Raw genomic sequence first — 25,477 nt, forward strand, 5'->3', positions numbered from 1 at the left:
CGTCACGTGGCGGGTGCGGTCCCTGGTCATATCCGTTGCTCATTGCCGGCCCTAGCGCGGTATAAGCTTGAAATGTCAAGAGCAGAAGAGAGCCGTGTTCCGGCTGCGGCTGCCGGGTCGACAAGCCCGGAGCGGGGAAGTGGTCATGTCAAGAATCCTGGGTTTTGCCAAGAAGGTCCCCATGCTTTGGGTGGTTCTGGCTTGCGGGCTGGTCATGGGCCTGCTCTGGCACCCCTATCGTCAGGCCGCTCAATGGCTGGTCGCAGCCTTGGTGACCGTCTCGCTGGTGGACACCCTCAAGGGGATGATCGATGACGTGCGCCAGGGCCACGTGGGCGTGGACATTCTGGCCGTGGTCGCTATCCTCTCCACCCTCGCCGTCCGGCAGTATTGGGCCAGTTGGGCCGTGGTCCTCATGCTCTACTCAGGCGATGCCATCGAGCAGTACGCCGGGAACAAGGCGCAGAACAACCTGACGGTATTGGTCCAGGCCGCCCCCCAGGTTGCCCACGTGGTCCAGGCAGACCTGTCAGAGGGGGAGCATGGCCTTCCCAAGGAGAGCGACTGGAGCACGGTTGCGGTCGATAAGGTCCGTCTGAACGACCTTCTGGTGGTCAAACCCGGCGAGACCGTGCCTGTTGATGGCGAGCTGATCAGCTCCACCGCCACCCTGGACATGTCCACTATTAACGGTGAGCCCATGCCTCGCAGGCTCTACCAGGATGCCCAGGTCATGTCCGGGGCGGTCAATGGCTCGGGCACCTTCCTGATGCGGGCGCGGCAGCTGGCCCGGGACTCGCAATACCAGCGAATCCTCAGCCTGGTGCGTTCCGCTCAGAACTCGCGGGCTGCAGTCGTCAGAACAGCCGATCTGATGGCAGTCCCCTTCACTGTGGTGGCCTTCATCATCGCCTGCGTGGCCTGGATCATCTCCGGCGTGCCGACCCGGTTCGCTCAGGTCCTGGTCCTGGCTACCCCCTGCCCTCTGCTGATCGCCGCCCCTGTAGCATACATGGCCGGGACTGGAAGGCTGGCCAAGGCGGGGCTGCTGATCAAGACCCAGGACGTGATTGAGAATCTGGGCCGGGTCTCGCACATCTTCTTCGATAAAACCGGCACGCTGACCGTCAAGCGTCCCCAAGTGTCCCAGATCGACCTGCCTGGCGGTGGGGGGCAGGAGGTCGATACAGACCGGATTCTGGCCATGGCGGGCGCTGTGGAGTCCTATTCGGTTCACATCCTGGCCAACGGGATCGCCGAAGCCGGGGCCGCCGCCAAGGAGCGGTTGCGGGCACAGAGCAGCGGTGAGATCCATCTGCATGCGCGGGAGGTTCGTGAGGACTCCGGCAACGGGGTTCAGGGACTGGTTGACGGCCATCAGGTCAAGGTGGGCAGAGCCCAGTTTGTGGCTGGCGGGCATCCAAGCGATTTATTCGGCCCCCTGGCACCTGATGAGATGGCCTCCTACATTTCTGTTGATGACGCCTTGGCCGCCCGGGTCGTCATGAAAGACGTGCCCAGGTCGGATGCCGCTCAGACCATCGCCCAACTGCGGGAGTTAGGCATCACCCGTCTATCCATGGTCACCGGCGACAAGGAGGTCTCGGCACGGATCATCGCCGATCAGGTGGGCATCGCCGACGTGCATGCTGGCCTCTTCCCTGAGGACAAGGCCGATCTGATCGCCAAGGCCTCCAAGGAGGAGCCCAACCGGCAGCCCTTCTGGGACATCTGGCTGTCTAAATTCCTAGGGGAGTCAGTGACCAAATCCATCACCATGATGGTGGGGGACGGGGTCAATGATGCCCCGGTCCTGGCTGCCGCTGATGTGGGCATGGCCATTACCGACGGCACCACCACGGCCGCATCAGAGTCCGCGCAGGCCGTAATTATGAATGACGATATCGCTTGCCTGCCCAGGTCGATCACCATCGCCCGCAGGACCAAGCGGGTCATGCTCCAGGCGGTCATGCTGGGGCTGACGCTGGCTACGGTGGGCATGCTCTGTGCCGCCTTCGACCTGATTCCAGTGGTTGTCGGAGCCTTCACGCAGGAGGCCATCGATGTGGTTTCCATTCTCTGGGCTCTGACTGCGCTGATAGACCGGGACTGAGGCTATTGCCACGCTTGGTGAAAGTCCCGGGGATGGAGTCCGCCTGGCCCTGTTCCCGACCGTCGCTTTGCGTTAGGCTGACAAGCATGAGTGATAATAATGTCAACGATTCCACCATGCCCGCACCGGCCCGTGGCGAGGAAGCCGACTCCCCGCTGCGCGTGGCCGTCATAGGCGCTGGGCCTGCAGGGGTCTATGCCTCTGACATTCTGCTGCGACAGCTTCGGGAGAAGGGCGCCGACCTTGGTCTGGGCGACCGGGCCCGGATTGACCTGTTCGAGAAGCTGCCCGTTCCCTTCGGCCTGGTCCGCTACGGCGTGGCCCCGGACCATCCCAGCATCAAGTACATAGCGGGTGCCTTGGAAAAGACCCTGGACAACCCCGAGATTCACCTGTATGCGGATGTGGAGTTCGGCAGGGACATCAATCTGGATGACCTGCTTCAGCGCTACGATGTGGTGCTCTTCGCCACTGGCGCTGTGGACGATCGTCCTTTGGAGATCGCCGGGCACGAGCTCGATGGCGTTCACGGGGCCGCCCACTTCGTTGAATGGTATGATGGCTATCCCGACGCTGACCAGGACTGGCCCCTGGATGCCAAGCAGGTGGCCGTCATCGGGGGCGGGAACGTGGCCATGGATGTCTCCAGAATCCTGATGCGGCGGGCCGACGACCTGTTGGACACTGACATCCCCGACAATGTCTACCAGGGGATTCAGGGCAACCAGGCCCGTGAAGTGCACATGTTCATCCGTCGCGGTCCGGCCCAGGCCAAGTTCTCAGTCCAGGAGCTGCGTGAGCTGGAGAAGCTGCCCGGAGTGCAAATCGTTATCGACCAGGAGGACTTCGACCTGGATCAGGAGACCATCGATCGGGCCGGTGCCGACAAGCTGACCCGGCAGATGCTGGAGGAGCTCTTCGCCATCAGGGAGATGGCCGAGGACATGGCTGAGGACGGCGGCGTCGACTTCGAGGGCAATCCTGCCGACCGCCGTTTCTATATGCACTTCTACCGGATGCCTGCGGCAATCATCGGCCAGGAAGGCAAGGTGACCGGCATTCGGGTGGAGAAGACCAAGGTTACGCCCGAGGGCACCATGGAGGAGACCAGCCGGTACGAGGAGTACCCGGTACAGGCCGTCTATCATGCCATCGGCTACAAGCCTGCCGAGGTTCCCGGCATTCCCTACGATTTCTCCGGCTATACCCTCTCAAATGTTCATGGTCGCGTGACTACTGCTCCCGAGGAGCAGGACGGACGACCCATCGACCGCCTCTACGCCACGGGCTGGGCAAAGCGAGGGCCTGTGGGTCTGATCGGATCCACCAAGTCCGATGCCCTGGAGACCATCGGCAACATGCTGGATGATCTGGCCGCCAGCCCGGCTCGCGGCCGTTTCGCCCAGGACCGGGATGACGATTCGATCGACCGTTTCCTGGCGGATAAGGGCATCCAGCCCATCGACTTCGCCGGTTGGAAGCGGATCGATGCCTACGAGCGGGCCGAGGGTGCCAAGGTTGGCCGCGAGCACATCAAGGTCATCGACCCCGACCAGCTCCGCCAGCTTGCTCACGGCGAGTAGGCGATCGCTCTTAGGCCAGTAGTGGCAGGATTTGGATGAGGTTCATGAATCCTCATCCAGGTCCTGTTTTCTTGGTCTTCACTACTGGGTGCTTACAGCGGACGGATAGGCATCGCGCAGCTATTATTGTTATTGAGAGCCCCTCGCGGAATCGAAGGAGCGTGACATGGCTAACCTGACTCTCTATCCGGCTACTCTCCAGTGGGCCGTTGAGGAGAGTGATGCCGATCCGGCGGCCCTGTCTCTGCGTGATGGTTTTGAGCAGCTACCGGATTGGTTAGACTCCAAGGAACCTGTGTCCGTATCTTTCAGCAAGGTTGAGAAGCTAAGTAATGCATTGCACGTTCCTTTTGGTGCTTTGGTCAGGTCGGTTGTACCGGAGCGTCGCTCTGAGCCTCTGGTGCGTTATCGGACTGTAGGCAATGTGGCTGTGCAACCCAGCCAAAACCTGCAGGATACTATCGACCAGATGCGGTTCAGACAGGAGTGGGCCAGGGACGAATTGCTTGAATCCGGCTTGGATGCCAACCCGCTAGTCGGGTCAGTAAGAAATGCGGAGCACGACGATGCCTTGGCTGATGCGCTTCGTTCTACCCTTGGGTTGGATGGGCGCTCTGCCTGGGAAGGTGGACATTCTAGCGATCGCTTCCGTCAGCTCAAGGATCGGGCCTCTGATGCGGGCATCATGATCATGCTCAACTCCCAGGTGGGTTCTAAAAGATCCCGAAAGCTGGACCTTCAGGAATTTCGGGGATTTGTGCTGATTGACGATATGGCTCCGCTGGTGTTCATCAATAGGAATGATACCTTTGGCGGAATGATCTTCACTTTGATCCACGAGGTGGGGCACGTGCTACTGGGCATTCATGAGCTCTTCGACGGTATTGGCGGACGAGGGGATCGCAAGACCATGGAGCGTGCGATAAACAGGGCAGTAGTCAAGACAGTAATTGACGATGATCGCTTTCGACAGTTGTGGCAGAAGAAGCTGGACGAGGGCAAAGAACCGGCTAATGCCGCGAAGTCCATAGCTGACGACTTCCATCTAAGTGCCTTGGCCATGGGCATACAAGCCCATCAGTTCGGCCTTACTGGCGAGGATACGCTTGAGGAGCTGCGGACACGAATGGAGCGGCAGCTTCAGAACAAGGCCACTCACCATCAGGGGCCAGAAACCCACGGCAATGGCAACAGGACCAATGCCTCTAGGGTTGACACCGGTTTCGTTCGCTTAGTCAATGCTGCCATGGACGGGGGAAGACTGGCTCCTACTGAGGGTTTCGATCTGGTGGGGGTGCGCTCACCGCAGTCTTATCAAGGTTTGATTCGTGAAAAGAAGCTGATATGACCGCTACGCTCTACCTGCCTGATTCGAATATCTTCATCGCCTCTTACCGGCTCAACCATCCTTTCGACTACAAGGAGTTTCACCCTTTCTGGCGGTGGATGGAAAGGCTGGCTGACGAGGATGCAATTGCCATGGTGGATGTCGTCTATAATGAGCTGCTCAACGAGAAGGCTGCTCATCCCGATATGCTGACTCGTTGGGCGCGTTCAGTGTTCAAGGACCGTCAAATAAGTCATAAAGACAGCAGGTACGCGCATGTTTATGCGCAAATCCAAGACTATCTGGTTACCTGCGGGCAGTACACTGAAGAATCCTGCCAATACTGGGAGCCAGAAACAAAGGCGGATCCTTGGCTAATTGCTGTGGCCAAGGTTAGGGAAGCAATCATTGTGACAGATGAGGCTCGAGTGCCTCTGCAGCAAGGGCAGCACATGAAGAAAGAACCTAAGATACCTAATATCGCGGATCATTTTGGGGTGAAGACCATGAATCTTCGTCGGTTCTTCGACGAAAACGGGCTGTTGGAGAAAGCCAAGTATGTTCCTCAGTCTCGTGATAGAGATCCAATCGTATTGTTCTAAATGAAGAGGGGCATTGGCAGTCCCATCTTTTCAGTGGTCGTTCAGCAAAAATTCAGCGGCATTGTCTACCATGGAACCCATGAATGGCAAGCTGAAGGTTCACGGACATTTCAACGGCCTTAAAACGACGCTTTTGTTCGCCCTCATGTGGGCCGTCATCATGCTTATATGGTGGCTGACTGGCGGTCGCCAGGGGACGCTGGGCATCTATATATTCATAGGCCTGGCCACCACTTTCGGATCTTACTGGTTCTCCGACAAGGTGGCGATTGCTTCCATGCATGCCCGGCCGGTCAGTGAGCAGGAGGCCCCAGATCTCTACCGGATTGTACGGGAGCTGTCGGGCAGAGCCGGCAAGCCCATGCCCCGCATCTACATCGCTCCCACCGACTCGCCCAATGCTTTTGCCACAGGCCGCAACGAGCGCCATGCTGCCGTCTGCTGCACTCAGGGGATCCTGCGCATTCTCAACGAGCGTGAGATTCGCGGGGTGCTGGGCCACGAGCTCATGCATGTCTATAACCATGACATTCTGACCTCTGCCGTGGCTTCGGCCATGGCCACGGTCATCACCTATCTGGGTTACTCTCTTATGTATTTCGGCGGCGACAGCCGGGACAGGGATAACGATTCCGGCGTCTTTGGCCTCCTGGGCGTGCTGGTCAGTTCGATTCTGGCACCCCTGGGTGCTTCCTTGATCCAGATGGCCATCTCGCGCACCCGTGAGTATGACGCCGACGAGGACGGCAGTCGGTTGACTGCGGACCCGGCGGCTCTGGCATCGGCGCTGAACAAAATATCCTACGGGTCTCAGGCAGTGCCCATGCCTCAGACTGCTGGCACCCAAAGCGCGGCTGCCATGATGATCGAGAACCCTTTCTCGGTCAAAGGGTTCAGTAGGTTATTCTCTACCCATCCTCCCACCGAGGAGCGCATAGCCCGCCTGATGCAGATGAGCCAGGAGATGGGGCAGACCCAGGTGAATTCCGGGCGTGGAGCCCAGGTGGGCTACTGAAAAACCAGAGGGCTGAGCGTCCGCCTGCTGATGGCGGTAGCCCCGCCTCTCTGCCCTTATCGATAATTTCGGAATTGGCCAAACGGAGTATACGCTAGGTCGGGCCTTGCATGGTGCTCTAGCCTTAGTGCTCTCAGTTGCGAAGAATCCAGCTCGTCATAGAGGCAGCTGGTAACCAGAGGTCCTTGGTACCCATGCTTTAGATCCGAATTCTGCGCCCGTTGCAGACCACGGTTTTGACGGACCAGTCGGCTGGGCTCAGGAGGAGAAGATCAGCCGCATAGCCAGGTGCCAGCAGACCCAGCGGAGCACCGGTGACCGGGTTGGGACGATCCAGTCCCAGCGCCCGGGCAGGTGTCAAAGTGGCGGCTTCCACAGCCTGGGGGGCCGGGAGTCCGATGAACTGGATGGCCCTGCTGACTGCCACATCCAGGGTCAGGGTTGAGCCAGCGATGGCTCCGTTGGAGGTCAGGCGGGCGTGGCCGCCCTTCACTGTTACGTCCAGGGAGCCCAGCTTGTAGGCGCCGTCCTCACAGCCGGTGGCCTCCATGGCATCGGTGACCAGGGCTGTCCGATGGGGGAAGAGCCTGAAGGCTAAATCGACGCAGGGGTCCTGCACATGGAAACCGTCGTTGATCAATTCGGCCGTGACCCGGGGATCCTGCATGGCGGCCGGAATAGGTCCTGGCTGACGGTGGTGGATGCCGTTCATGGCGTTGAAAACATGAGTGAGTATGCGTGCGCCGGCATCGAAGGCGCGGCGGGTCTGGTCGTAGTCGGCATCGCAATGGCCAACCGCAGGTACCACACCGGACCCGGCTAGTAGGGATATAGCTTCGTAGCCATGGTCGCGCTCGGGGGCCAGCGTCACCTGGCGTATGCAACCGTCGGCGGCTTCCAGGAGGCGGTCAAGAACCGCGGGTTCAGGGTCGCGCAGGCATTTGGGATCGTGCGCCCCCTTACGGGAGAGGGCGATGAAGGGCCCCTCCAGGTGGGCGCCCAGCACGTCGGGTCTGGAGTCCATTACCCGCCTGACCGAGCGCAGGTTGGTGCACATCGTGTCAACCGGGTTGGTGATCAGGCTGAGCACCTGCCTGGTGGTTCCATGGACCATATGACAGGCTCTGGCTGTACGAATGGCTTCATCCCCGTCATCGAAGGAGTGAACCCAGCCGCCATGTGAGTGGATGTCGATGAACCCGGGGGTGAGGATGAAGCCGGTCGCGTCAATGAATTCGACGCCGTCCGTATTCGTATCGTGCGTATCGGACCCAGGCTGGAAGATGGAGGGCAGGCCGGCGGCCCTCAGAGCGGATTCCAGACTCTCCCTGCCCTGCCCGACCTCTGCAATCTTGCCATCCAAGGCCAAAATCCAGCTATCTTCCCTGATGCCTTGGGCATCTATCAGCCTTGCACCGGTCAGAATAAGGGGATGGGCCGGTTCATGGAGGGATGACTCAACTGAGAGACCCGCTGACTCGTATACTTCCTTGGACATGTTTTTGGTCTGCCTTCTGTGCTTTGCTGATCAGGACGATCAGATGGACTGCCAGTCAGGCTTGTTGGCATATGCCCACTTGTAATAGTCACGGTTGCGCAGCCGGGAAGCGGCGGCCTCGTCTACGATCACGGTGGCGTGAGGATGCATCTGGAGGGCGGAGGCCGGGCAGAAGGACGATATGCCGCCCTCCACGCTCTCCGCCACGGCCTCGGCCTTGCCGGCCCCGAAGGCCAGGAGGACCAGCTGGCGTGCCTTGAGGATGGTCCCGATTCCCTGGGTGATGCAGTGGATGGGCACCTGGTCCATGTCATCGTCGAAGAAGCGGGCGTTGTCGATGCGGGTCTGTTCGGTCAGCGTCTTGATGCGGGTGCCCGAAGCCAGGGAGGATCCAGGCTCGTTGAAGCCGATGTGCCCGTCGGTGCCGATGCCCAGTATCTGCAGGTCGACGCCGCCAGCGTCCTCGATTGCCTGATCGTATGCTTGGCCAGCGTCCTTGATGGTATCCAGGTTCCCATTGGGCACCCTCACCTTGGCAGGGTCCAGGCCCAGGGGTTCGACCACTGTCCGGTCGATGGTGGACCGGTAGGACTGGGGGTGGGCCGGGTCCAGCCCCGCGTACTCGTCCAGGGCGAACCCGCGCACCTGGGATACGTCGATCCCCTCCTTGTGGACCAGATCGGCCAGCGCTTGGTATGCCGCCAGCGGGCTGGATCCGGTGGCCAGACCCAGCACGCAGTCGGGCTTGCGCCGAATCAGGTCGGCCGTGCAGCGGGCGTAGATTTCGCCGGCCTCTTCCTGGGACTTGACGATGATGATTTCGGTCATGATGCGATTTCCTTTCCAATAAAGTGGGATGGGCGGCCATCGGCGGCCATGCGTCCTGCCAGGGCGGCACCAATGGCTGCGATAGGCAGGTCAGCTGGAGCCAGACGCAGCCGCTCGGGCAGATTCAGCGAGGCGATGAAGTGGCTGCAGGCTGCGCTTTTATTAAGATGTTCGGTGACCAGATCCAGCAAGGGTTGACCGGTCCTGCTCATGCCGCCGCCAAGGATGATGACTGCTGGATCGATGGTCAGAGCCACGATCTGTACGGCTAGGGCAATGCCATGGCCGATGGTTTCCTGTACCTCTTGGGCACGCTGGTTCCCTCGGCCTGCCTGGGCGATCAGGTCAGGCAGGGGGTGAGTGATTCCCGGCCAGAGGGATTCCACAGCCGAGCCTGAGGCCACGGTCTCCAGACAGCCACGCTGGCCGCACTTGCAGGGAAACTGATGGGCATCCACCGGAATGTGACCAATTTCACCGATTGCCCCGCTGGCTCCGTGTTCGATTCGGCCCCCGCGGATAATGCCCGCTGCCAGACCGGTGCCTAGGTTGATGAAAACCACTACATGGTCATCCTGGTCGGGCAGGGCCCTGGGGACGTCTCGTCCAGGCTCTGAAGCAGGGCGTCTGGCCTGGTTTCGTGCGGCTTGGGAATGAGGCGTGGTTCCAGGGGATATCAGGGTCTCGCCAGCTTGCGAAGCGGCTCCCAGAGCAGCAATGTTGACATCATTCTCGACCCGGACAGGCAGGCCGGTCGTTTTTGCAATGGCTGGGCCCAGAGCCATGTGGCGGATCCCCAGGTTGACGGCGTCGTCCACTATTCCTTGATTGGCATCAACCCGCCCCGGGATGCCGAGTCCTACGGTGACCGAGCCACGATTCGGGCCCACTTGGTCCAGCAGGTGGCGAATCAGCGTCACCGTGTCGTCATGAACCTTTTGGCCGCCTTCGTGCGTGGGGATTCGATGGCAGGCCAGCAGATGCTTGTCGCCATCCATGGCCACGCCCTCGATCTTGGTGCCGCCGATGTCAATTCCCAGGCTGATCGGGTCGACTTGGATGCTGTCTGTGTACGCCCTGGGATGCGGGGTCGACGTTGCCATCGATCTCAGCGGCCCTGGGCCTGGTCTGCACGTCCCTGTCCGCAGGGCTTTTTGACGGCTGCGGCCATGGAGACCGCCCGAGCGTTGCAGAGGGTTGGAGCGTACTGAGTGATCATCATGGCCAATTTGATCCCCTGGCCCGGCGTTGCCCTGTAAGGCTTGCGCTGGCCAGCCTGCTGGTAGCTGTTGAAATGCTTGGAAATGCGCCACTGATTGTTCCCTGCCCAGCTAATGACCTGGTCGATGATGCGTCCGGCGCGCTCGCGGTAGTCCTCGTTGTCCAGTAGGTATCGGGGATTTATAGCGGACGGTGAGACTCCCGAACGGTTCGGTGTCGTGGTCATGGCGATCGCTCCTTTGCTCGGCGGGGGGTTGCGGCTGCTCCCGCTATCTGTTACAGCGTAACACGTAATTGTTAGGAAACTGAACTTTTCCTGAATGCCTCCCCCGCATTCCTCTCTGTGCTGCTGGTGTACAGACTTGAAAACAACTGCTTTGGATGCCGTAATGGCGAGATTTGGACCTATCCGGGCAAGGAAGTTTACAATATAAGGAGCAAACATGGATGGGCATGGTCACGGGGTTCAATGCCTAATCCCCGTGGCGGGTCCCCGTTCCCGCAATATCTATCATCAGGCGAATCATGACCAACAATACCGGCAACCTTTCCAAAGCGCTGCCCAAGTCGGTGCGGCATCACAACCGAGCCATTCTGCTCAAGCTGCTCTACCCCGATGTCAGTATGACCAGAGCTGATCTGGCGCGCGCCTCCGGGCTGACCAGGGTCGCCATATCAGATATTGTGGCCGAGCTGCTGAGCGAGCATCTGCTCATGGAGGTGGGGTATAGCAAATCCACTGGGCCGGGTAAGCGGGGACGGCTGCTGCGCATCAATCCCGACGGACGCAGCATCCTGGCTCTGGACCTTTCCACGCCCTACGTCTTCAGGGGGGCGGTGCTTAACCTGACCGGGCAGGTGGTGGCGCGTGAAGAGATTCCCCTGACTGCCAACGGCAGGGTCCCCTTGGACTTGGTTGGAGAGCTGACCGATTCATTGATGCAACGTGCAGTCCACCCCATCATGGGCATCGGCGTATCCAGTCCCGGCATCGTCAGTGCTGAAGGCGTGGTGGATGATGCCACCAACCTTGGCTGGGTTCAGACCGACCTGCGCGGCTATCTTCATGAGAAGACAGGCCTGGAGGTGACGGTCAACAATGATGCCAATAATGAGGTTCTTGCCGAGCAGCAGTTTGGCTCAGGCCAGTCCGACCTATTGCTGGTCCATCTTGGCGATGGAGTGGGGGCAGGGTTGCTGGTCTCCGGCGAACTGGTGACCGGTTGTAACCGTGCAGCCGGCGAGATCGGCCATGTGGTGGTGGACCCTTCTGGTCCTCAGTGCCGCTGCGGCAAGCGCGGTTGCCTGGAATCGCTGATCAGCGTTCCCAAGCTGACTGCTGCAATGGACCGGGATCCTGACAATCTAGCTAGCATTCTGCGACAGGCTGGTGAGCTGCTGGGCCATGTTTTGACCATGTCTATCGGCCTTATGGACATTCCTCGTGTGGCTGTTCTGGGGGACTCCAGAGTGGTCAACCGTATCTTCCTGAGCGCCATGGAAAAGACCATGAATGATGCCCTGGCTACTGATTTCCGACGGCCCCTAGTGGTTGATCGTTCGGCCCTGGGTGAGGATGCCGCCTTGCTTGGAGCCTGTAGCACAGTGGTTGCCGACTTGATCGAGCCTGACGGCAGTGTCTGAAAGTAGAGTGAAGACCTGTCTCGCAATCGTGCCGGGAATTGGTGACTCGCGCACAACGCCGAGACCTGCTACCATAGTGACTCGCATGCGGTTGGCCGAGGTCTGATCCAGGTAGCCGGATTTGCGGGCGTAGTTCATTGGTAGAATGGAAGCTTCCCAAGCTTCAGAGGCGGGTCCGATTCCCGTCGCCCGCTCTCACGAGGAGCATTGGAATGCCGAAGAAGGCGATGGCTTATAGCTTCTTATTCATTAAGTAAGTATAAATGTTCCAGCTATAATTAACCATGAAAGGAACAAAATTGGCTGTTTTTTAGAGACTGCTGCTCTATCTCTTACACAACTAGTTGCAAAGTCTGTTGGTGATGGGGTTCTTTCAAAGGTGAAAGCGATTAAACTGCAAAAAGATCAGAATGCAATGGCCAATGCATATGATGCAATTATCAACGATTTAGTGCAGGATCGGGCCGAAGCTATAAGGATAGCTCAGGCGTACAAGACAGAGGTTGATAGGATCGAAATCAGTGATGATGACATCAACCACTTACATAATACTATAGAAAAACTGATTAGAATTTTTGGAAAATATAGTGCTGAATTTACTGAGACTGCCGATCAAATAAATGCACTTATCTCGGTTGATACGCTCAAAGCTATACAGCTTCTTGGCTTCAACTATAAGGAAGCAATTGGAGAGCCACTAACAAGAATATGTGCGAATGCAATTCAAAAGAGTTTATCAGGGAAAATTGCAATTAATTAGTAACTAGTTTCATCGATATCTTTACAAAGAGGGAATCCGATCAACGCGTTTTGCGAGATGGGTTCGCCGCTCATGACATGTATAAATACAAATCGAATATGGATCTGTTGAGTCAGTCTTCAATTTCATCTGTACTATGCCTTGACACGTAGTGACCTGTGCAATGGTTTCCGAAATGCGGGCCATTTTGTGGATTATGGTGCGTTGGTGAACACGAATGATTCTTGTTAACTGCGTATAACTGTTCGGCGCCATTCGGTTGGTAAAGTGACCTTCTGCATTGGCAATGTTTAGGTGAGGATCAGGATATTCAAAATTCGACGCAATAGCGATGGTTGAAATTACGTGATTCAAGAATATTAGAAACTGAGCTAATGCTAGGGTTTCGACTTTTGCGGGCTGATCTATAGCTTTTCCGGCCTGTGGCTTTTCTTTTTATCATTGTCGCTTTCGTCGTTTTATTTATCCTCTCTTTTCTAAAGTTGTTTTGGCATAAATGCCATTCCTTCAGACCCCTATAGGTCGTAAAACTCGTAGCAAAGAGATTTCTTTTGCAAAATTAGTATCTGGCGATATTCCTGAAAATTCTGGAGTGTCGAAGCACGGTGCCTTGGGTTGGGCAGTGGAAGATGAGGGGGTACAGGGAAGTATGGGAAGGACGGCCATCATGGCTGATTATCACGTGCAATACGACGGGGAACGCGAACTCTGGACAGTCAAGCGGGCAGGGGCCTCGCGCGTCTCCCGCACCTTCGCCACCAAGGGGGAGGCCACCAAGCAGGCTAAGGTCTTTGCAGACCGGTCTGGCGGCGGCGAGGTCAACATCCATAACAAGGGCGGCAATAAAATCCGCGACAAGCGCACCATAGGCAAGAAGGATCCCCGAGATATCAAGGGCTGAACTCCAACTGAGCTCTGGGTTCTTTCGCTGCCATCGGGCTCTGTGCAGGTGCTGAGCGTTGCGGCGATAAGTAACTATGCCCTTTTATCAGCCCGGCAGGATGTTGGGATGGTGAAGCATTGGCTGCCGTCGCCTGTCTGCATGCGTCCGCCCCCATAGACTGAAACCAACCGTGAAAGGTGGCGAAGTCGATGGCCGATGGATTCAACCAGCTGGATCAGCAGCTGGCGGACAGCGGGTATGACGAGGGTCTGCCAGACTCCTTCCCTCCTCGCCCAGACATTGATGAGCGTCCCATTCAGATAGCCCATGCCAACATTTGGAGTCGGTTTGCGGCGGTTACTGGGCTGGTCTCGACCCTGGCAGGCGCGGCTTTGCTGGCCCACGCCATAGCCCCATCCAGGCTGGGGGTCATAGGCCAGGTGGGCATCTCAGCCTGGGTGGGTGTGTCTGTGGGCTTTGCTCTGTTGACCATAATCCTGGTTGCCATAGCCCGTCACTCCGGACCGGTTCCGATCAACCGGCCATCGGTGGGTTCGACAGGCATTATTCTTCTGATCTGTGGAATGCTCTTGACTGTGGCAGGCCTGCTCATTGCCTACTCTTCCCCGAAGGGCATCATCAAGGCCCCCGAGCGTGACGAAGCGCCCATCAGCTCGCCCCAGGCCATGACCGGCGGTATTGACAAGGCTGCTGGACAGTGCGCCTCCGGCTGGCATGACATCAGCCTAGGCGGATATGTGGGCATCTCCCAAGCCCGGTATTGCACGGATACGACCATGGCCTACGTAGTCTTCGACAACGATTCAGCGGCTTCCCTGGCCAAGGGGCCCATCCGCGCCAGTGTGCCTGACCTGCTCTCCCGCTATGGAGGCGGGTTGAAGCCCCAGGACTTGTGGTTGCTGACCGGCAAGCGTTGGATGGTGGTGGGCAGCAAGACCCAGGTGACCGGACTGCAGGGCCAGTGGGGTGGCCAGGCCGAGCCGCTCATCAGTCAGCGTTGAATGACCGGACCGGTCGACTATCGTGGCAGGTATGGATCAAGCGCAAAAAAATGACGGCGGATTGGTAGGTCGGCCTTCCACGGTGGTGCCCGGACGTTTTGGCCAGAAGCTCAAGGTCGAGCAGGTTCGTTGGTCCCGCCAGCAGGGCACAGCCAACCCCTCACGGCCCATTTTTGTACTCATGCACGGCTGGGGCTCCAACGAGGAGGACATGGCTGACCTGATGCGCTACGTTGCCCCCTACAACGACTATGCATCGCTGCGGGCGCCCATGGTAGTGCCTGGCAGCGAGCGCGGCATGTTCGGCCCGGGCTACACTTGGTTCCACGATATGCGTCCTGAGCAGGAGGACCTGGACCGGGATGGCTACGCAGCGGCTCGCGCTATAGACGATTGGGTCGCTGCCAGCATCCCCGAGGATCGACCTGTGGTGGCCATGGGCTTCTCTCAGGGAGCCATGCTGGCTGTTCACCTGCTTCGGGTTAACCCTGAACGCTACCGGGCCTCCATATGTCTGTCAGGGTTTCTGGCTCCCGGCCTGGTGTCCGGCACCGCTCCGGCGGATGAGCGCCTGGCTGGCTTGAACAAGCCGGTCTTTCTGGGTTTCGGTTCGGATGACACCACGGTGCCCAAGTACGAATTCCGCGCCCTGGCCGCCTGGCTGGACGAGCACGTATGGCTGCACACCACCGAGTACGACCACTTGGATCATGCCGTCGACATGCGCGAGATGAACGACCTTCGCCAGTGGCTGGGCGAGATTGATGTGACTTCGGGCCTTATGTAGATTGGTTCACAGAGCCGAATCGGCGTCGACCTGCATGACGTAGACGTTGCGGCGCATCTTCCTGGCTGTTGTGCGCGAGATCTCCCCGGATTCGACCATGTCCTGGATCTGGCTCAGCTCGATGGCGTATCCCTCGCGCTTGGCTTCCTCAACCTGATCTCTGACGGCAGGCATGCCCGCGTATTCGGTCTTTCCCTCTGCCGATGATTCGATCATCTGGTGGTTGATGATGGTGTTCAGCAGGTCCTCGGTCTTGAAGCGGCCCTTGCCCAGCTCGGAGTAAAGCTTTTCGATCAGGAAGTGGTTCATCTCCGCCTGCAGGTGGCGCCCGGCAATGAAGACCTGGTCCTTGTCGATCTGCTGGGTCAGGTGCTTCAGGCGATGAAACTGGCTGTGCAGCAGGCCTTTGATGCGTCGGCGAGCCGTGTAAGCCCTCCAGCGCAGCTCCCCGCCCCTGTCCAGGTGGAAGAGGGATCCGGATATGGTGGATAGGATTTTGCGGGCAGCCTGTTCCTGGCTGCGCAGATTCAGGAGTTCCTCCTGGTCGTTTCCGTGCTCGCTGCGTTGGTCGATCAGCTGGGCATCAGCATCCCTGTCAGCTACTGTCTCGGCTTCGGTGCTGGGTTCGGCATCGGTCTGGGTCTCAGACTGCGTTGATGCAGAGGGCTGCTCTATCTTTGTGTTTTCGCTCTTGAGCTTCTGCTCCAGCTGATCCTGGGCCTGTTCGATCCTGCTCAGCCGCTCCTCCATGTAGTCCTGCTCCCACTCCATGGTCTGCACCTGCAGATCCTGGAAGTCCTTGGGGGAATACTGCCCGATCTGCGACTTGAGTTTGGCGATGCGGTGGTTGTACTGCTTGATCACGTGCTGGATGGCCAGCCGGTTCTCGTCAGTAATCCTGCTGGAGAGCTCCCGAACAGTGCTTCTGAGCACCTTGATGGATTTTTCGACCTGCTGTGCCGGCACCTCGCTGTTTTGGGAGGGCGCCAGCAGCGGCAGGGCGAAGTTGGCTAGCACCAGGGTGACGATGATGACCCCCGCAGCCACGAAGATCAGCTCGCTGCGCATGGGGAAGGCAGATCCGTCATCGGTCATATAGGGGATGGTCAGGGCCAGGGAGAGGGTAATGGTCCCCTTGGGGCCGCCGAAGGTCATGACGGCCGCTGATCTCAGGAGCTTGCCTGTTATCCGTTGCCTGCTGCCGGTTTCGCGGTCCTTGGTGAAGATCAGGACGCTGGCTGTCCAGAGGAAGCGCAGCACGATCACAGTCAGGCAAACCAGGGTGATCGTAGCCACCAGCATCCAGTTGCTGACCCTCCGGTCTCGCCAGCTGGTGCCCATGGCCGCCGGCAGCAGCATGCCCAGAAGGACGAAGACCGCACCGTTGAGACTGAAGGAGAGCACCTTCCAGACGCTGGATGAGACAATGTTGGCCTTGGATGTGTTGGGGCCTACTCCGGTGTGGTCGAAACGGACCAGCAGCCCGGTGGAGACCACGGCCAGGACTCCGGACACATGCAGGATGTTCTGCCCGACCAGGTAGATCAGGAAGGGCAGGAAGAGCTCCAGCAGAATCCTGGTAGTGGTGGTTTCCCAGCCCAGGCGGCGAGCGGACTCGAAGAGCCAGTTGACCACAAAGCCCATGATCAGACCGAAGCCGATGCCGCCCACGAACTCGAGGAGGAACTCACCCAAGGCCTGGGGCAGGGAGAAGGAGCCGGTCACAGCGGCCAGGATGGCGAACTGGAAGCCGATGACGCCGGTGGCATCGTTGAAGAGCGATTCGCCAGCAAGTATTGAATGTTCGTCCGGCGTGAGGTCGGCGCTCTCACCCAGCGAGGAAACGGCCACAGCATCGGTGGGGCCCAGCGCGGCACCTAGGGCCATGGCTGCAGCAAGGGGGAACATGGGCCAGGCGGCGTGCAGGATGACACCCACCATGAGCATAGTCAGAGCAGCCAGACCAATGGCTAGAGAAAGGGATGACCGCAGTCCCTTGAGCAGTTCCACCTTGTTGATGGTGTGGGCCTCATAGTAGAGCAGGGGTGCAATGAAGAGGACCATGAACAGCTGGGGATCCAGCTGCATCCGCGGGAAAATGGGCAACAGGGCCATGACTGCGCCCAGGACGATCTGGACCAAGGGGGTGGAGATCCGTGGAATGAACCTGGAAATAAAGGAAGAGATGAGGACGGCAGCAAGTATGCACAGAATAAGGATGAATGTTTCCACGGGCTTCCTTTCCGCCACGCAATCCCGGGCGGGCTGCCACAGGCCCGACTAGCAGGGTTCGTTCGACCAATGAAGGAATCTCCGAGTGCAGGGTCGCATGAGGATCGACGTCGCATGGTCCAGTATACGGAATGTGCGTATCCAGGAACGGCATTAATGGACAATGTGCGCCAAGTTGACACTTCAAGCCAAAATGCTGGACAGAATGCGCTCGCGATAGGCGAACATTTGTGAAAATCCGGCCCGGGACTCCTCCTCGGCGCATGACGGGACGGCTCAATCGGTATACTCATGAAGACCGGGAAGGCTCCGAACCTCCCAGCGGGGCACCGCTTGCGGCGGCTGACCATGGAGCCCCATCTCTTGACCCTGGGGACTTACGCGCACGCTATTATTTCCCCGATGCTTCCGGACATCCCCCGGTCCTGAAGGAAGATTGCAAGAAAACTGCAGAGGGTCGCATGCGGGGACAAATGACCGATCCGGTTTGGAAAGGCCAGGTTGACCGATGACATCATCCATGACATCTACAAACATTAAGAATCAGAACGCAGCGGCAGCAGGGGCTGATATGCGTTTCGGCGACACAGATTGGCACAGCCTGGAGACCTCGGCTGTGCTGGAGACCCTGCGCACCGGGGACCAAGGTTTGGATACGCAGGAGAGCGCACGCCGACTGGAGCTCTTCGGTCCCAACAGCCTGGCCGAGGCCCAGGCCAAACCCCGTTGGAAGCTCTTCCTGGAGCAGTTTGCCGGCCCTCTGATCGCCGTCCTGATGGTCTGCGGCATCATCACCATTTTTCTGCAGCACTATGTGGATGCTGCAGCTATTTTCTTGGTCCTTATTCTCAATGCCATCATCGGCTACGTACAGGAGTCCAAGGCGGACAAGGCCGTGGAGGCCCTGACCACTCTGTCCACCCCTACCACGCGGGTGGTGCGTCAGGGCCGGATGGAGCAGATTGACGCCGATCAGCTGGTTCCAGGCGACCTGGTCCTCCTGGAAAGCGGCGATCGCATCCCCGCCGACCTGCGGCTGATCGAGGCCCTTCACCTACGCATCGATGAGGCTATGCTGACGGGCGAAAGCGAGGATGCCAAGAAGAACACGGATCCCGTGGACCGCGATGCAGCCTTGGGCGACAGGCGCTGCATGGCCTTCTCAGGCACCATGGTCACCAGCGGTCGTGGACGAGGGCTGGTGGTGGCCACCGGCTCCGACACTGAGCTGGGCGAAATCAACGATCTGGTCCATGTAGCCAAGGGCCGCACGCCCCTGCAGCGGATCATCCACCGCACCGAGGTGGGTATCGCTGTCGCCGTTATCCTGGTGGCCATCTTCGTCTTCATCGGCGGAGCCATTCTCAATGGTGATGCTACGGGGGCCTTCCTGTCTGCAGTCTCCTTGGTGGTGGCCTCCATGCCCGAGGCTCTGCCCATCGTGCTGACCGTGGCCATGGCCTTGGGGGTCTCAAGGATGGCTGAATACCATGCCATCGTCCGCTCACTGCCGGCGGTGGAGACCCTGGGCTCTATCACCGTCATCGGCTCGGACAAGACCGGTACGCTGACCCAGAACCGCATGACCGTGGAACAGTTCACCCTGGGCGGCGGCCATCCAGTCTCTGTCGAGGGTCTGGACCTGGGCGCAGCGGCTGTATCCGACGACGATCGCATGCGCGGTCTGGCCGCCCTTGCTCGGGCCGGGGCTCTGACCAATGAGGCCCACCGGCAGCCGAATGAACAAGGCGACATCGAGTACAGCGGCGACGCGGTCGATATGGCCATGGCCCGCCTGGCCGACCAGACCGGGGCCGTGACCGCTGAGGATTTGGACGCTCCTATCGTCATGGAGACCCCCTACGAGCCGGAGCTGCTTCACTCCATGACCATCCGCCGCAGCCCGGACGGTACCCTGACCCAATACGTCAAGGGTGCCCCGGATGCGGTCATGGCCATGAGTCGAACCATGCTGGATCCGGATGGCCAAGTCGTCCCCCTGGATACTCAGGCCGTCCACAAGTCCTACGAAGCCATGGGCTCCCAGGGGCTGCGGGTGATCGGCGTGGCCAGCAGGGTCCTTTCCTCTGACCAGGATCCCTCCTCCCGTCGTCGACCTGACGACCTGACCTTCCTGGGGCTTGAGGGCATGCTTGATCCGCCTCGACCCGGCGTGCGCGAGGCCATCGCCGAATGCGCCGGGGCCGGCATCCGCGTGGTCATGATCACCGGCGACCACCCGGTGACTGCTGCCGCCATAGGCCGACGCCTGGGTCTGGAGCACACCGATCAGGCGCTGACCGGCAGCGAGATGCTGGAGATGAGCGACGAGGTCCTCCGGGCCCGTCTGCGTGAGACCTCCATCGCCGCCCGCGTCTCCCCCCAGGACAAGCTGCGCATTGTGGAGGCCCTGCAGGACGAGGGCCATGTGGTGGCTGTGACCGGCGACGGCGTCAATGACGCCCCGGCGCTGAAGGCGGCCTCAGTAGGCATCGCCATGGGCCGTTCCGGCACCGACGTGGCCCGGGAGGCCAGTGATGTGGTTCTGACTGACGACAACTTCGTCACCATCACCCAGGCCGTGCGCCAGGGGAGGGTCATCTTCAAGGCCATCCGAGGGTCCGCTTACTTCCTCCTGTCCACGGCTGCAGCCGCCATGATCGCCGTGGGGGTCAATGTGATCGCCGAGGAACCCCTGCTCTTCCTGCCCCTGCAGATGCTCTGGATCAACTTCGTGACCAACGGCGTCCAGGACATCGCCCTGGGATTCGAACCGGGCAACGGGGATGAGCTGGAATCGCCTCCGCGTTCGTCTGGAGAGGGTCTACTCTCGCGGGTGCTCTGGGCGCGCCTTGCCGTCTGCGGGCTCTGGATGGCCACCTGCATTCTGGTCCTCTTCCGCCTCAACATCAACGCGGGGATGGATCTGGCCCTGGCCCGGACCATGGCACTGACCCTGTTGGTCCTCTTCAACTTCTTCGTCGCCATGTCGGCCAGGTCCGAGAACAGGTTGATCCTCCAGCTCAATCCTCTGGACAACACTTTCCTTCTGGTGGCCTCGTTTGTGGCCCTGGGCATCCATGCGGGGGCCATGTATCTGGCTCCGGTTGCAGGCGTTCTGGGCATGGCTCCGTTGAGTGCAAGCCAATGGCTTGTCTGTCTGGGCATTGGACTGACGGTCCTGATCTTCAGTGAGGGCGACAAGATGATTCGTGCCTTCCTGGCCAAGCGAGGTATTGACACGTCCGGGCGGCCTAAGGGCCATCTGCACCATGTGCGCCGCCGCATTGCAGGCATGATCAACTGAACTGATCTGTCGGGCTGGACTGTCAGACTGAACCCGTGCAAGAACGGTGGAAGGCGCCCATGGAGGAGGCTCTGCGGCTGGCCGGCCTGGCCAAAGAGCAGGGGGATGTGCCCGTGGGCGCCTTGGTCTTGGATGCCTCGGACCGTGTCATCGGCCGGGGCTTCAACCAGCGGCAGGCCCTGGGTCGCCCTCTGGCCCATGCCGAAATGGAGGCCATCAGGAGGTCCAATGCGGGCTGGGATCTGGCAGGGTGCACCATGATCGTCACCCTGGAGCCCTGTCCAATGTGTGCAGGAGCCCTGATGGTCTGCCACTTCAGCAGGGTGGTCTTTGGCGCCTGGGATCCCAGGATAGGAGCCTGCGGGTCGGTCTGGGATCTGCCTCGTGACCCGCACGCCGGATCAAAGGTCGAGGTGCTGGGCGGTGTGTGCGAACAAGCGTGCGCCGGGATTCTTACTGACTTCTTCGCCAGTCGTCGCCAGGACTAATGCCTGTTTTTAGCGGCGGTTGTGATTGGTCCTGTACCGTTGGAAGGCCGGGGTGACCTGGAGGGCCGCCCAGATGCAGCGCAGGACAATCAGGCAGAGGTAGGCGGCGAACAGATCGGCGCCCACACGGGCGCTGACTCCTGATGCTGCCCAGGTGCCCACCGGTGTGGTCAGAGCGGCCACGATTCCTAGAAGCAGCCCTTGACCGGCGTGAACCAGGTGGTGGCGCAGGTTGGTGAACGTCCCCGACAATGAACTGGGCAGAATGGCCAGCAGGGAGGTGCCTCGTGCGATCAGGTCGCTGGCGCCCAGCAGGGCCAGAGCCGGCACGGCGATGGCTCCCCCGCCTACGCCCAGCAATCCTGACAGGGTTCCGATCAGGACGCCGACCAGCAGAATGATCAAGGCCACCGCTGGGCTCAGCTGGATGCTGCTCTCCCTGGAGGGTGTGGACAGCAGCTGCTGGGCAATGACAGCCAGCAGGAAGCACACGTAGAGCCACCTGAGCATCACCTCTGGAAGCCGGTCCAGCAGCCAGGTGCCGATCTGCGCCCCGATGACCGTGCCTACGGCAAGCAGCAGGGCGGCAAGCCAGTCCACATGCCCGCCCAGCGCGTAGGAGGCCACTCCGGCCAGCGACATGGGGATCATGGATGCCAGCGAGGTGGCCGAGGCCTGACGTTGCTGCAATCCGGTCCATACCAGTGCAGGTACGATGATCGATCCGCCGCCGATGCCGAACATCCCCGACAGGAATCCGCTGATCACGCCCACCAGGATCAGGATGGCCAGGGTCCGCCGGTCCGTCCCTCCGGCTCCTCTCTGCTCTTTCTGCATGGGTTCCAGCCTAGGTCGACGTCTTCTTCGGGCTGGCAGGATGTCCGCGTATGCACCGATGGGCCTCGATCAGGCTTGGCGATGTCTTTCAAGGTGCGGGAATTCACGCATTTCAAGTCCGTATGTCCACCATGCGACCGTTGCCCTGGTTCCCCTCTGTAGCCTCGGCATACTGCTTGGTATCCCCCGGGCTGGTCCCCGGAGGTGCGTTGCCTATTCAAAAGAAGTAAGAGGGTGTATTTCGATGCGATATGCGGTCATCGGTGCCGGAGCCATGGGCTATCGTCTGGGCGTGCTACTGCAGGAGCAGGCCGGCCTGCAGGTGGACTTCGTGGATACTTGGATGCCCAATATTGACAAGGTTCATGACCAGGGAGGCGTCTATGTCTCCCGCGATCATGAGAATCGGCATCTGGTGCCCGTCAACATTTGCACCCCCGAGGAATACAAGGGCGATCCCGACGTCTGGATCGTCATGCTCAAGCAGATGCAGCTGGAGGAGGTTCTGGATCGTTGCGCATCGCTTTTCCGCGACCATCAGGTGGTCTTCTCGGCCATGAACGGCTGGGGGCACTTCGACAAGCTGCTCAAGTACTTCCCCAAAGAGCGCATCTACGGCGGCACGGCCATGATCGGTACGGTCCTCAACGGGCCCGGTGACGTGGACTTCATCGGCAAGTCCGGGGCTGGCTCCGTGCATCTGTGCGCCATGACCGAGCAGACCACCGACTTGGAGCGCCGTATGGCCGAGGACTTCAAGGCCGCCAATCTCAACCCCATCCTGACCGAGAACTTCGAGGGCACCTGCCTGGCCAAGATCATCTTCAACTCAGTGGTCAACACCATATGCACCATGTACCAGATCACCATGGGCCAGTTCGTCTCCTACCCGGGTGCCAAGGATATGTCCCGCCAGCTGATTGACGAGGCCTATGACGCTTGCGAGCGGGCGGGCAAGCAGCTGATCCAGACCCGGCAGGAGACCCTGGATGAGGTGGACTACGTCAGCCGCGTGGGCAATCCCCTCCACTACCCCTCCATGTACCAGGACATGTCCAAGGGCCGCCCGACCGAGGTGGACTACATCAACGGCTATCTGGCGCGCCTGGGACGCGAGCACGACTACGTCTGCCGGACCCAGGAGTTCCTGACCCACGGCGTCCATCTGGCTGAGCTGGCTTTCCGCGTCCACCACCAAGAGCAGGCCGACCAGGGGTGAATGGGTGTTTTATAGTGGAGGTGGCACGAGGACGTCCGACCCCGTCCGGCCAGGAGGACGATGACCCAGGAAGAACGCATGCAGCTGCCCGACCGGGTGCGGACCAACGGAGCCACCCCCAATCCCTGGTGGGCCAACGCAGTGGTCTACCAGATCTATCCGCGGTCCTTCCAGGACACCAACGGCGACGGCTATGGCGATCTGCCGGGCATCACTCAACGGCTGGATTATCTGGCCGACCTGGGCGTGGACGTAATCTGGCTGAGCCCGGTCTACAAATCCCCGCAGGACGACAACGGCTATGACATTGCCGATTACCAGGACATCGACCCCATCTTCGGCACTATGGACGACATGGACGAGCTTCTGGACCAGGCCCACCGGCGGGGGATCAAGGTGATCATGGACCTGGTGGTCAATCACACCTCGGATGAGCACGCCTGGTTCCAGGCCTCCCGCAACAAGGATGATCCACACGCCGACTGGTACTGGTGGCGCCCTGCCAAGGCCGGCAAGGAACCGGGGACTGTCGGCGCAGAGCCCAACCAATGGGGGTCCTACTTTGGGGGCTCCGCCTGGCAGTACGATCCGAAGCGGGGCGAATACTACCTGCACCTGTTTTCCAGGAAGCAGCCCGACCTCAACTGGGAGAACCCCCAGGTTCGGCAGGCCGTCTTCGACATGATGAACTGGTGGATGGATCGGGGCATCGACGGGTTCCGCATGGATGTGATTGTCATGATCTCCAAGACCGTTGACTCCGAGGGGCATCTGCCTGGCGAGGAGGGGTCAGCCATTGCTGACGGTCCCGCAGGACCCGAGGGGTATTCATCCTCGGCGCTCTTCTGCGTGGACGGCCCTAGGCTGGATGAATTCCTCAGACAGATGCGCAGCGAGGTCTTCCAGGGTCGGCAGGGCTACCTGACCGTGGGGGAGGCTCCCAGCCTGGCACCTGCCCGCAGCGGGCGGATCACCGACCCCGCCAACCATGAGCTGGATATGCTCTTCCTCTTCACTCAGACCGAGGTTGACACTGGAGGCAGCAAGTGGGACATCCGCCCCTTCCGGGTCTCCCGGCTCAAGGCGGTCATGGACGAGCAGCAGCAGGCTGTGGCCAAGGCTGGATGGGCCAGCCTCTACTTCGACAACCACGACCAGCCCAGGATCGTCTCCCGTTGGGGCGATACCTCCAGCGAGGAGCTGCGCTCGCGTTCGGCCAAGGCTCTGGGGCTTCTTTTGCATATGCATCGGGGAACCCCCTACATTTATCAGGGCGAGGAGCTGGGCATGACCAACGCCGGCTTCACCAGCCTGGACCAGTACCAGGATCTGGAATCCATCAACCTTTACCACCAGCGCGTAGATCAGGCGCACGAGCAGGACCCGGACTCCATGATGGCTGCTTTGGCCTATATGAGTCGCGACAACGCCCGCACCCCCATGCAGTGGGACTCCACCAAGTTCGCTGGCTTCACGGCTTCTTATGCTCCCAAGGAGCCCTGGCTGGCCGTCAACCCTAATAGGGATAAGGTCAACGCCAAGACTGAGCTGCGCGATCCGGATTCGGTCCTGGCATTCTACCGTGAGCTGATCCGCCTGCGTCATACCAATCCGGTGGTGGCGGCGGGCGACTTCTCTCTTTTGGACCCCGAGGCAAACCAAGTTTACTCTTTCACCCGTTCCTTGGACCAGGCTCCGGAGCCTAAGTCGGGTCCCGAGGCTGCCAGCGTTTTGGACGCCTTGCCATGCCAGCGCCTTCTGGTAGCGGTCAACCTGAGCAGTCATTCGGCCTCGCTGCCGCCTCAAACCGCCCAACTTATGGGTCTGGACCAGACTGGATTCACCTCTGTGGCCCTTGGGGCGGTGGATCCCGACCGCATCCTCATATCCACCTACCGTCCGGAGCAAACCGCCAGCTCGCTGTTGACCGGTCACCTCTCCCCATGGGAGGGGTTCGTCTACCGACTCTGAGGAAAACCCCGTCGCCGACGCGCGTTCCCGGCTAAAGTGGAAGTCAGTGATGCCCTGAGGGGCCTGTGTGGACCGGTTGGGTCTCCAAGTCCAGGGGCGATGGGTCCGCGTAACGGTCAATCATGACGATTCCGCCGCGG

At 59.9% G+C, this 25,477-nt stretch carries 20 protein-coding genes and 1 tRNA gene; 15 read left to right on the forward strand and 6 right to left on the reverse strand.

Annotation, left to right across the window (positions count from 1 at the left end):
* Nucleotides 1-145: 145 nt before the first annotated feature.
* The 5 genes from DKK75_RS00425 (at nt 146) to htpX (ending at nt 6,640) form a co-directional block, all read left to right on the forward strand.
* Nucleotides 146-2,113: a heavy metal translocating P-type ATPase gene (locus DKK75_RS00425; protein ID WP_110451767.1), complete on the forward strand. Its 1,968-nt coding sequence runs from the start codon at nt 146-148 to the stop codon at nt 2,111-2,113.
* Nucleotides 2,114-2,229: 116 nt separating this feature from the next.
* The gene (locus tag DKK75_RS00430; protein WP_181414403.1) at nt 2,230-3,696 is read left to right on the forward strand and encodes an FAD-dependent oxidoreductase; all 1,467 of its coding nucleotides are present in this window, start codon (nt 2,230-2,232) and stop codon (nt 3,694-3,696) included.
* Between the two features lie 166 nt (nt 3,697-3,862).
* Nucleotides 3,863-5,044 carry an ImmA/IrrE family metallo-endopeptidase gene (locus tag DKK75_RS00435; RefSeq protein WP_110451508.1) on the forward strand — a complete coding sequence of 394 codons (1,182 nt, stop codon included), beginning with the start codon at nt 3,863-3,865 and terminating at the stop codon, nt 5,042-5,044.
* Nucleotides 5,041-5,625 (forward strand): DUF4411 family protein, encoded by a 585-nt coding sequence (locus DKK75_RS00440; RefSeq protein ID WP_110451509.1) that lies wholly within the window; start codon nt 5,041-5,043, stop codon nt 5,623-5,625. The genes DKK75_RS00435 and DKK75_RS00440 overlap by 4 nt, the downstream gene beginning before the upstream one ends.
* Before the next feature lie 79 nt (nt 5,626-5,704).
* Complete coding sequence (gene htpX, locus DKK75_RS00445) at nt 5,705-6,640, forward strand: zinc metalloprotease HtpX (protein WP_110451510.1); 936 nt, start codon at nt 5,705-5,707, stop codon at nt 6,638-6,640.
* 199 nt (nt 6,641-6,839) lie between these two features.
* Here the strand turns inward: htpX and nagA are convergent, their stop codons facing one another.
* The 4 genes from nagA to DKK75_RS08110 are packed head-to-tail and all read right to left on the reverse strand — an operon-like array spanning nt 6,840 to nt 10,413.
* Entirely contained in the window at nt 6,840-8,138 is a 1,299-nt protein-coding gene (nagA, locus tag DKK75_RS00450) for an N-acetylglucosamine-6-phosphate deacetylase (RefSeq protein WP_110451511.1), read from the reverse strand.
* 39 nt (nt 8,139-8,177) lie between these two features.
* Nucleotides 8,178-8,966 carry a glucosamine-6-phosphate deaminase gene (gene nagB, locus DKK75_RS00455; RefSeq protein WP_110451512.1) on the reverse strand — a complete coding sequence of 263 codons (789 nt, stop codon included), beginning with the start codon at nt 8,964-8,966 and terminating at the stop codon, nt 8,178-8,180.
* Entirely contained in the window at nt 8,963-10,069 is a 1,107-nt protein-coding gene (locus DKK75_RS00460) for an ROK family protein (protein WP_110451513.1), read from the reverse strand. The genes nagB and DKK75_RS00460 overlap by 4 nt, the downstream gene beginning before the upstream one ends.
* 5 nt (nt 10,070-10,074) lie before the next feature.
* On the reverse strand, nt 10,075-10,413 hold the full coding sequence (locus DKK75_RS08110) for an AGE family epimerase/isomerase (RefSeq protein WP_181414374.1): 339 nt from the start codon (nt 10,411-10,413) through the stop codon (nt 10,075-10,077).
* A 299-nt stretch (nt 10,414-10,712) separates the two neighbouring features.
* On the opposite strand from DKK75_RS08110, the gene DKK75_RS00470 reads away from it, so the two are divergent.
* The 6 genes from DKK75_RS00470 to DKK75_RS00495 all read left to right on the forward strand — a co-directional run bounded on the left by DKK75_RS00470 (nt 10,713) and on the right by DKK75_RS00495 (nt 15,283).
* Complete coding sequence (locus DKK75_RS00470; RefSeq protein ID WP_110451515.1) at nt 10,713-11,831, forward strand: ROK family protein; 1,119 nt, start codon at nt 10,713-10,715, stop codon at nt 11,829-11,831.
* A gap of 123 nt (nt 11,832-11,954) precedes the next feature.
* Nucleotides 11,955-12,025: transfer RNA gene (locus DKK75_RS00475), tRNA-Gly, on the forward strand.
* Between the two features lie 185 nt (nt 12,026-12,210).
* On the forward strand, nt 12,211-12,591 hold the full coding sequence (locus DKK75_RS00480; protein ID WP_146208590.1) for a hypothetical protein: 381 nt from the start codon (nt 12,211-12,213) through the stop codon (nt 12,589-12,591).
* A gap of 667 nt (nt 12,592-13,258) precedes the next feature.
* A complete protein-coding gene (locus DKK75_RS00485; RefSeq protein ID WP_110451768.1) occupies nt 13,259-13,492 on the forward strand; it encodes a DUF2188 domain-containing protein in 234 nt (77 codons plus the stop codon).
* Nucleotides 13,493-13,683: 191 nt separating this feature from the next.
* A complete protein-coding gene (locus tag DKK75_RS00490; protein WP_110451517.1) occupies nt 13,684-14,496 on the forward strand; it encodes a hypothetical protein in 813 nt (270 codons plus the stop codon).
* A 31-nt stretch (nt 14,497-14,527) separates the two neighbouring features.
* On the forward strand, nt 14,528-15,283 hold the full coding sequence (locus DKK75_RS00495; RefSeq protein ID WP_110451518.1) for an alpha/beta hydrolase: 756 nt from the start codon (nt 14,528-14,530) through the stop codon (nt 15,281-15,283).
* 6 nt (nt 15,284-15,289) lie between these two features.
* Here DKK75_RS00495 and DKK75_RS00500 read toward each other — a convergent pair whose 3' ends face one another.
* Nucleotides 15,290-17,515 carry a cation:proton antiporter gene (locus DKK75_RS00500; RefSeq protein WP_110451519.1) on the reverse strand — a complete coding sequence of 742 codons (2,226 nt, stop codon included), beginning with the start codon at nt 17,513-17,515 and terminating at the stop codon, nt 15,290-15,292.
* A 571-nt stretch (nt 17,516-18,086) separates the two neighbouring features.
* Between DKK75_RS00500 and DKK75_RS00505 the strand changes: the two genes are divergently transcribed.
* Both DKK75_RS00505 and DKK75_RS00510 read left to right on the forward strand, forming a co-directional pair.
* Nucleotides 18,087-20,822: a cation-translocating P-type ATPase gene (locus DKK75_RS00505; protein WP_258333091.1), complete on the forward strand. Its 2,736-nt coding sequence runs from the start codon at nt 18,087-18,089 to the stop codon at nt 20,820-20,822.
* A 59-nt stretch (nt 20,823-20,881) separates the two neighbouring features.
* The gene (locus DKK75_RS00510; protein ID WP_110451521.1) at nt 20,882-21,310 is read left to right on the forward strand and encodes a nucleoside deaminase; all 429 of its coding nucleotides are present in this window, start codon (nt 20,882-20,884) and stop codon (nt 21,308-21,310) included.
* Nucleotides 21,311-21,319: 9 nt separating this feature from the next.
* Here the strand turns inward: DKK75_RS00510 and DKK75_RS00515 are convergent, their stop codons facing one another.
* A complete protein-coding gene (locus DKK75_RS00515; RefSeq protein ID WP_309146197.1) occupies nt 21,320-22,207 on the reverse strand; it encodes a sulfite exporter TauE/SafE family protein in 888 nt (295 codons plus the stop codon).
* A gap of 184 nt (nt 22,208-22,391) precedes the next feature.
* On the opposite strand from DKK75_RS00515, the gene DKK75_RS00520 reads away from it, so the two are divergent.
* Both DKK75_RS00520 and DKK75_RS00525 read left to right on the forward strand, forming a co-directional pair.
* Nucleotides 22,392-23,366, forward strand: a complete 975-nt coding sequence (locus tag DKK75_RS00520; protein WP_110451523.1) for a ketopantoate reductase family protein — start codon at nt 22,392-22,394, stop codon at nt 23,364-23,366.
* Between the two features lie 60 nt (nt 23,367-23,426).
* Nucleotides 23,427-25,337, forward strand: a complete 1,911-nt coding sequence (locus DKK75_RS00525) for a glycoside hydrolase family 13 protein (protein ID WP_110451524.1) — start codon at nt 23,427-23,429, stop codon at nt 25,335-25,337.
* The last annotated feature ends 140 nt before the right edge of the window (nt 25,338-25,477 follow it).

The sequence above is a fragment of the Bifidobacterium asteroides genome, assembly GCF_003202695.1.
GTDB lineage: Bacteria > Actinomycetota > Actinomycetes > Actinomycetales > Bifidobacteriaceae > Bombiscardovia > Bombiscardovia asteroides_G.